Here is a 7,874-nt window from a genome sequence, read left to right as displayed (position 1 = left end):
CGGCGGCTTGCGCTTGCGGCAAGGCATGGAAAGGCGACATTCTAACCTTCCGGGCGCAGACTTATCCACAGGCTGGGGTAAAAATTGTTCTTGACAAACATGACATTATGCATTTAACTCCTCGGTTTGACCCAACACTGGCAGTCCGATCATGAAACGCACTTATCAGCCTTCCGTCGTCCGTCGCAAGCGCACTCACGGCTTCCTGGTCCGCATGAAGACCCGTGGCGGCCGTGCGGTCATCCGCGCACGCCGTGCCAAGGGCCGTCATCGCCTCGCTGTCTGAGGTGAGCCTGCCCTCGGGCGCTGATCAGGGTTTCCGCAGCGCTCACAGATTGCACAAAACGGATGAGTACTCATCCGTTTTTGCTTTTCGGCGGGCTTTGCGCGGGCGCTTCTACATGGTGCATTACCGCCCGAACGGCCTCGACAGCGCCCGTCTCGGCGTGGTGGTGGCGAAGAAGCTGGCAAAGCGGGCGAACGTGCGCAACCTGGTCAAGCGGATCGCGCGCGAGATCTTCCGCCGCCATCGCGAATTCCTGCCGGCGGTGGATCTCGTCGTCCGGCTGCATGCGCCGGTGGCGAAAGCCACGCGCGCCGAACTCAACCTCGACCTGCTGCAGTTGCTGCAAAGGCTGCCCCGGCAATGAAGAGCCTGATGATCGCGCCGCTGCGCGCCTACCGCTACGCGATCAGTCCCCTGCTGGGGCGCAATTGCCGTTTTTACCCGACCTGCTCCGAGTACGCCATCGAAGCGATCCAGCGCCATGGTGCTTTGCGCGGCGGCTGGATGGCGGCCAGGCGGGTGGGGCGCTGCCACCCTTTCAATCCGGGCGGGTATGATCCCGTTCCCTGACCTGAGAAGAACGAATCCGATGGATCAACGCCGCCTCATCCTCTTCCTGGTTTTCTCCTTTGCTCTTGTCATGCTGTGGGATGGCTGGATCAAGCAGAACCAGCCCGCCCCCGTGGCGCAGCCGGCGGCGGGTGCCGTCGCCGACGGTTCCGTCCCCACGCCTTCGGCGAGCCTGGCTCCGGGCCAGGCCGTAGTCCCGGCTGAACAGGCCGGCGCCGCGTCCACCGCGCCGCGCGTTGTCGTCGAGACCGACATGCTGCGCGCGGAAGTCTCGGCCGAGGGCGGGGATATCGTCCGCCTCGAGCTCAAGCAGCATCGCGCCAGTGGTGACAACGGCGGCGATTTCATCCTGCTCGACGACGGCTCGCGCCACCAGTACGCAGCCCAGTCGGGGCTGATCGGCGACGGCCTGCCGACGCACAAGACCGTGTTCGCGCTGCCGGCGGGCGAACAGCGCCTGAAGGACGGCGAGGACAGCGTGGTGCTGCGTCTTCAGGCTCCGGAGCAGAACGGCGTTCAGGTGACCAAGGTCATGCGCTTCGAGCGCGGCAGCTATCTGGTCGATGTCGGCTACGAAATCCGCAACGGCAGCGCCCAGGCGATCAGTCCGCACGCCTATTTCCAGCTCACCCGCGACGGCAATCCGGCCGAGCAGGTCGAGGCTTTCGGGGTGAATACCTTCACCGGCCCGGCGTTCTACACCGAAGGTGGCAAGTTCCAGAAGGTGCAGTTCGAGGACATCACCGACGGCAGCGCCAAGTTCGCCAAGAACGCCAGCGATGGCTGGGTGGCGATGGTGCAGCACTACTTCGTCAGCGCCTGGTTGCCGGAGCAGGGTGCGCAGCGCGAATACTTCGCGCGCGCGCTGGGCAGCAACCTGTTCTCCGCCGGGGTGATCCTGCCGGTGGCGGCGATCGAGCCGGGTGCCGAAAGCCGGGTCGCGACCCGCTTGTACGCCGGTCCGCAGGAGCAGGACAAGCTTGAAGGGATCGCGCCCGGGCTCGACCTGGTGGTGGACTACGGCTGGCTGACGGTGATCGCCGCGCCGCTGTTCTGGGTCCTGTCGTGGCTCCACAGCCTGACCGGCAACTGGGGCTGGGCGATCATCCTGGTGACGGTGGCGATCAAGGCGGTGTTCTTCCCGCTGTCGGCGGCGAGCTACAAGTCGATGGCCAAGATGCGCGTGCTCGGTCCGCGCCTGCAGCGCATGAAGGAGCTGTACGGCAACGACAAGGCGAAGATGCAGCAGGAGATGATGAATCTCTACCGCACCGAGAAGATCAACCCGCTCGGCGGCTGCCTGCCGATCCTGGTCCAGATCCCGGTGTTCATCGCCCTCTACTGGGTGCTGCTGGGCAGCGTCGAGATGCGCCACGCGCCGTGGCTGGGCTGGATCCAGGACCTGTCGGCGAAGGATCCGTACTTCATCCTGCCGGTGATCATGGGCGTGTCGATGCTGGTGCAGATGAAGCTCAACCCGACCCCGCCCGACCCGATCCAGGCCAAGGTCATGATGGCGATGCCGATCGTGTTCACCTTCATGTTCCTGTGGTTCCCCTCCGGCCTGGTGCTGTACTGGGTGGTGAACAACATCCTGTCGATTGCCCAGCAGTGGCAGATCACGCGGATGATCGAGAGTGCAAAGCCCGGCAGCAAGAGCGCCTGACACCATCGCCGCGATCGCGACCGCACCGGGGCGCGGCGGCGTCGGTGTCGTGCGCGTTTCCGGCGCCGCCCTGAGCGCGTTCGCACAGGCCTTGTGCGGGCGTGAGCCGCAGCCTCGCCGCGCCCATTTCACCCGCTTCGCCGATGCGGCGGGGCAGGCGATCGACGAAGGCATCTTGCTGTATTTTCCGGCGCCGGCGTCGTTCACCGGTGAGGACGTGGTCGAACTCCAGGGGCATGGCGGTCCGGTGGTGATGCAGCTGCTGCTCGAGCGCTGCCTCGAGCTGGGCGCGCGCCTGGCCGAGCCCGGCGAGTTCACCCGGCGCGCCTTTCTCAACGGCAAGCTCGACCTCGCCCAGGCCGAAGGCGTGGCCGACCTGATCGAAGCGTCCACCGCGGCCGCGGCGCGTTCGGCGCTGCGCTCGCTGTCGGGGAAGTTCTCCGAAGAAGTACGGCGCATCGTCGATGCCCTGATCGACCTGCGCATGCTGGTCGAAGCGACTCTCGACTTTCCCGAAGAGGAAATCGAGTTCCTCGAGCGTGCCCGCGCGCTGCCGCGCCTGGAGGGCATCCGCAGCGAGCTCGAAGGCCTGCTCGACCGCGCCCGCCAAGGCGCCCTGCTGCGCAGCGGCCTCAACGTGGTGCTGGTGGGAGCGCCCAACGTCGGCAAGTCCAGCCTGCTCAACCGCCTTGCCGGCGAAGAGCGCGCGATCGTCACCGACATCGCCGGCACCACCCGCGACGCGCTGCGCGAAACGATCCAGATCGAAGGCATTCCGCTGCACATCATCGACACCGCCGGCCTGCGCGACACCGCCGACACCGTCGAGCGCATCGGCATCGAGCGCACCTGGCGCGAGATCGAGCGCGCCGACGTGATCCTGCGCCTGGTGGAGGCCGACGCGAGCGACGAAGTGGTCGGCGACACGATCGATACCCGCCTGCCCGCCGGGGCGGTGCGCGTCACCGTGGTGAACAAGATCGACCTCGGCGACGGCCAGGCCGCCCGTGAGGATGACGCGGGGCGCGTGCGTCTGCGGCTGTCGGCCAGGACTGGCGCGGGGATCGAGCTGCTGCGCGCGGAGCTGCTGCGCATCGCCGGCTGGCATGCGCACGGTGAAGACGTGATCCTGGCGCGCGAACGCCACCTTCAGGCCTTGCGTGAGGCGCTGGCGCACGTTGCCGCTGCTGCGGAGCAGTGCGCGGCGCTCGAGCTGTTTGCCGAGGAGCTGCGCCTGGCACAGGAAAGCCTGGGCGAGATCACCGGGGAGTTCACCGCCGACGACCTGCTCGGCGTCATCTTCTCGCGCTTCTGCATCGGCAAGTAGCGACGCTTCCGGCATAGTCCGAAGCCTTCCGCAAAACACCATGAAACCCGCGTCACTGCGGGTTTTTTGTTATGCGCAGGGCTTGAGTGTTCCGCAGCAATCCGCAAGAATGTGTGCCCACGGATGTGCCCACGGGGGAAAATGGTGTGCCCACGGCTTGCCAAGCGCGGACCACGGATACCCATTCAGAAGGGCGGTGAAGTCGTTTTTCCGTGGGCACACATTGGGGGCTTTGTGGGCTGAAAGCCGCGCCAGATAAGGGGTTTAGGCTGTGTGCCCACGGTGAATGATGGATGCGTATGTGTGCCCACGGTGAAGGCATTTCGTGGGCGCACACCACACGACAGGGGGAGTCATGGCGCTATCGGATGCCAAGCTACGGAACCTGAAACCGCGCAGCGAGCGATACCAGGAGGCCGACGAGGGCGGGCTGTTCATCGAGGTGATGCCTGGCGGGGCGAAGGTCTGGCGGCTGCGCTACCGGCTGGCAGGCAAGCAGGAAAAGGTGACGCTGGGCGACTACCCCGCCTATTCCCTGAGTGAAGCCCGCACCTGGCGGGACGACTGCAAGGCGCTGTCCGGGCGCGGCCTGTCCCCGATGGCGCTGAAGCGCGGGGATGCGATCCCGGACGACCTGGCCGTGACCGTGAAGGAGCGGGCGCAGAAGTTCATCGCCGACTGGTGCATGCAGGTGTGCAAGAAGGTCGAGGCGAAGGAGGCTGAGGCGCGAGCGGCCAGCACGGTGAAGGCGTTTGCCGAGCGGTGGTTCAGCGAGGTGGCCGAGCCGAGCAACAGCAACCCGCGCAACATTCGGCGCATTCTCGACAAGGACGTGATTCCCGGCGTGGGCGATAAGCAGATTGCCGACGTGACCGTTACCGACGTGCTGGCGATCACTGACGCGATCAAGGCGCGGGGGGCCGATCAGTCGGCGCTGCAAACTCGCAACGTGATGAAGCGCTTGTTCGCCTACGCCATCGCCCGCGAGCTGACCAGGTTCAACCCGGCTGCCGCAGTGGAGGCGCAGTTCATCGCTACGGCGAAGAGCCGGGACGTGGCGCTGACATCGGATGAGGTGGGCAAGCTGCTGCGGGCGATCTACCAGTCCTCGATGAAGCGGGCGAACAAGCTGGGGCTACATCTGCTGATCCTGTGCATGGTGCGCAAGTCCGAGCTGATCGAGGCGCGGTGGGATGAAGTCGACTTCGATGAGGCCGTGTGGTCGATCCCCGGCGAGCGCATGAAGAAGGACCGCCCGCACATCGTCCCGCTGTCCCGGCAGGCGCTGGCGATGTTCGATGAACTGAAGGGGCTTTCGAGCGGTTCCGAGTTCATCTTCCCGAGCCGCAACACGCTGAAGAAGCCGATTGCCCACAGCACGCTGAACGTTGCCGTTCGCACGCTCGATCTGGACGTGCGGGACTTCGTGCTGCACGACTTCCGGCGCACGGCATCCACGCTGCTGCACGAGGCCGGGTTCAACTCCGACTGGATTGAGAAGTGCTTGGCGCACGAGACCAAGGGCATCCGTGGCGTCTACAACCGGGCCGAATACATCGGGCACAGGCGCGAGATGCTTCAGTGGTGGGCCGACTTCGTTGATGCGCAAATCGAGGAAGGCCGGAAGGTCATCATCGGGCGCTTCGGGAAGGCGTACCGGGCTGCGTGATCCGAGTTTGCCGCGCCTACTCCGACGGGAGGAAAACCGGGTTCCCTTGCCCGGCTGGCGCGGCACCTGATTCAAGGGCTGTGCCGAAGGGGGCGCTACTGTGGGAATTCGTGACCGACTGGCCGCGCACGACGCGAAGTTCATTTCGTTCGGCGAGTTGCTGACCGCTATTGCCGAGGCAGAGGGCGTGACGATTCAGGAGGTCGCCCGTGCGTGGTCGCTGGAACCGCTGCTCAGAACATTGAAGCCTGTGCTTCGATTGCACGACGACGGCGATTTTGCAGAGGGGGGCGGCGATGCGCATCATTATGAGCTGCAATGTGCGCTGAATGGTGGCAAGGCGTGGATGGATGAGGCCGCGCAATCTGAGTTGGGGATGGGGGAGCCAGGATTCTTCCGCGAGGATGCGGAGAACGTGCTTTTGGCCGCTGGCTGGTCGCCTCATGCGGACCTGATCGGGAAAGAGGGTGCTTCTGTCGCCAAGCCTGCGCCATCGAATCGAGCAAGGCCGGATCTACTGGCGTTTGTGCCGAGGGTGAATATTGCCCTTGGTGATGCGGCAAGGATTTTGGGCGATGAGCATAGCGCTGGAGCGTGGGGGCGATGGCGAGATGCGCTCGCGGATGCGGTCGACGCCGGGCGCATATTGGCGGGATCGTGGGGCATGGATCGTGACGAGCAAACACTGTCGCACGCTGATATTCGCGCATGGTGCAAGGCCAGCGGGATCACGTGGCCGGTCCCGCTTCCCGAAGGCTGCGAGTCCGACGCGGCTGCCGTCGACGCCAATCTGAGGGCCGAACTCGATAAGGCGCGGGAGTGCATCGCGGAGCTTGAGCGCGAGCGCGCGGGGCTGCTGGAGAAGATCGGGGAAGGGGGAGAGCCACCAGCATGGACCCGGCACGATACCCGCCTGTTTCGTTTGCTGCCGGCCTGGATCAAGGCTGCGCAATCGGGTGGCGCATGGGAAAAACAGGAAACGCTGGTCCCTGCCATGGCAGAGAAGTACAGGCTTACGAAAGCGGACGCGAAGGCGCTGGATGCCGTCACCCGACCCGACAGCCTACGCAAGAAGCAACTTCTACCCTGAGGGCTGAAACCAAGCAATGACGCGGGTTTCGGCCTACCCTGAGGGTGAAAGTAGACCGCCACCCTAAGCCCTATGGGTATTGCCCTTAGGGCGCGGTCTGGCAATACAAAGCGAGCCAGGCCGACGCGGAACGTGTCGGCTTCCTTCATTACAACGAGGAAGAAAATGGCCGCTATCAAACAGTCCGCGCCCACCATCCTGAGGCGCAACCAGGTCGAAGCCCGCACCGGGCTTTCCCGCTCCACGATCTACGCGAAGATGCGCCGGAACCCCAAGAGGCCGGGCGACTTCGACTCCACCTTTCCGAAACCCATTGCTGTCGGCGCTCGCGCAGTCGGCTGGATCGAAGCCGAGATTGACGCATGGCTCGCGGCGCAGATCGAAAAGAGCCGCGCACAGGCTAACGAATCCGAGCAAGCCCGGCGCGGCGGCAAGCGCACCGATGAAGCTGGCGCGATCAGGTAAGGGGGGCACGTCATGGGCTACAAGAAAACGGGCCGCGACCGTGGCGACGGCGCGACCCGCAAGAGCTTGCTTCAGCAGATTCACGCCGATTTTCCGGGCAATGACAGCGGAGCGCAACGGCTGCGCCTGCTGGCGGCGATGCGCGAGGCCGGGCACATCACCACGACCGAGGCGCGGCTGTTCCTCGAAGTGATGAACCCCAGCCAGCGCGTGACCGAGCTGCGCGACCAGGGCGCGAAGATCGACACCGCGTGGACGCTCGAACCGTCCGAGGCCGGGCGCGATCCACACCGCCAAGCGTGCTATGTGCTGGTGCCGAACCAGGGCGGCGGGATCGCTGCCGAGCTGGCCGGGCTGATCCTGCTGGCGACGGTGGCCGGGCTGCTGCTGGGTGGGGGGCTGCAATGATCCGGGCGCTTGTGACTGGCGAGCTGCGCGCCGATCCGCAGCAACGCACCAGCAAGAACGGCAACCCCTTCGCCCTGGCGCGGCTGTCTGTGCCGATGGGCGACGAAGGGCGCGTGCACTGCTCGCTGATCGCCTTCGAGGCCGAGGCCGTGGCGCGGCTGCTGCAACTGTGTGCCGGCGCATCGGTGGCGGCGGCGGGCACGCTCAAGGTGGGGATCTTCACCGGCAACGACGGCACCGCCCGCCCCAGCCTCGACATGGTGGCCGACGAGATCGCCAGCACCACACCGAGGCCGAAGAAGCCGAAGCCTGCGCCAGTTCACCAAGGGCACCAGGGCGGCGCGGCGGCGGGTGATCCGTTCGCGGACGATGTTGATTGGATGGGGGCGTGAC

10 protein-coding genes are annotated in these 7,874 nt (G+C 65.6%); all 10 read left to right on the top strand.

Annotated elements, in window-relative coordinates; all coding sequences use genetic code 11:
• Nucleotides 1-151: 151 nt before the first annotated feature.
• The 10 genes from rpmH to Tchl_RS17470 all read left to right on the top strand — a co-directional run bounded on the left by rpmH (nucleotide 152) and on the right by Tchl_RS17470 (nucleotide 7,873).
• Nucleotides 152-286, top strand: a complete 135-nt coding sequence (gene rpmH, locus Tchl_RS17515; protein WP_002926183.1) for a 50S ribosomal protein L34 — start codon at nucleotides 152-154, stop codon at nucleotides 284-286.
• Nucleotides 225-650, top strand: coding sequence for a ribonuclease P protein component (gene rnpA / locus Tchl_RS17510; RefSeq protein WP_408646117.1), 426 nt, complete (start codon nucleotides 225-227; stop codon nucleotides 648-650). The genes rpmH and rnpA overlap by 62 nt, the downstream gene beginning before the upstream one ends.
• Nucleotides 647-856: a membrane protein insertion efficiency factor YidD gene (gene yidD, locus Tchl_RS17505; protein WP_075149499.1), complete on the top strand. Its 210-nt coding sequence runs from the start codon at nucleotides 647-649 to the stop codon at nucleotides 854-856. The genes rnpA and yidD overlap by 4 nt, the downstream gene beginning before the upstream one ends.
• A 19-nt stretch (nucleotides 857-875) precedes the next feature.
• The gene (yidC, locus tag Tchl_RS17500) at nucleotides 876-2,522 is read left to right on the top strand and encodes a membrane protein insertase YidC (protein WP_075149498.1); all 1,647 of its coding nucleotides are present in this window, start codon (nucleotides 876-878) and stop codon (nucleotides 2,520-2,522) included.
• Nucleotides 2,494-3,849 carry a tRNA uridine-5-carboxymethylaminomethyl(34) synthesis GTPase MnmE gene (mnmE, locus tag Tchl_RS17495; protein ID WP_075149497.1) on the top strand — a complete coding sequence of 452 codons (1,356 nt, stop codon included), beginning with the start codon at nucleotides 2,494-2,496 and terminating at the stop codon, nucleotides 3,847-3,849. The genes yidC and mnmE overlap by 29 nt, the downstream gene beginning before the upstream one ends.
• Nucleotides 3,850-4,204: 355 nt before the next feature.
• Nucleotides 4,205-5,518: a tyrosine-type recombinase/integrase gene (locus tag Tchl_RS17490; protein WP_075149496.1), complete on the top strand. Its 1,314-nt coding sequence runs from the start codon at nucleotides 4,205-4,207 to the stop codon at nucleotides 5,516-5,518.
• 100 nt (nucleotides 5,519-5,618) lie between these two features.
• Nucleotides 5,619-6,608, top strand: a complete 990-nt coding sequence (locus Tchl_RS17485; RefSeq protein WP_075149495.1) for a hypothetical protein — start codon at nucleotides 5,619-5,621, stop codon at nucleotides 6,606-6,608.
• 165 nt (nucleotides 6,609-6,773) lie between these two features.
• Complete coding sequence (locus Tchl_RS17480; protein ID WP_075149494.1) at nucleotides 6,774-7,073, top strand: helix-turn-helix transcriptional regulator; 300 nt, start codon at nucleotides 6,774-6,776, stop codon at nucleotides 7,071-7,073.
• 12 nt (nucleotides 7,074-7,085) lie between these two features.
• Nucleotides 7,086-7,481: a helix-turn-helix domain-containing protein gene (locus tag Tchl_RS17475; RefSeq protein ID WP_075149493.1), complete on the top strand. Its 396-nt coding sequence runs from the start codon at nucleotides 7,086-7,088 to the stop codon at nucleotides 7,479-7,481.
• Entirely contained in the window at nucleotides 7,478-7,873 is a 396-nt protein-coding gene (locus Tchl_RS17470) for a single-stranded DNA-binding protein (RefSeq protein ID WP_146060763.1), read from the top strand. Before Tchl_RS17475 ends, Tchl_RS17470 begins: the two co-directional genes overlap by 4 nt.
• Nucleotide 7,874: the final 1 nt, after the last annotated feature.

This window comes from Thauera chlorobenzoica (assembly GCF_001922305.1).
GTDB lineage: Bacteria > Pseudomonadota > Gammaproteobacteria > Burkholderiales > Rhodocyclaceae > Thauera > Thauera chlorobenzoica.
This window is presented reverse-complemented; position numbering and strand designations above follow the sequence as displayed.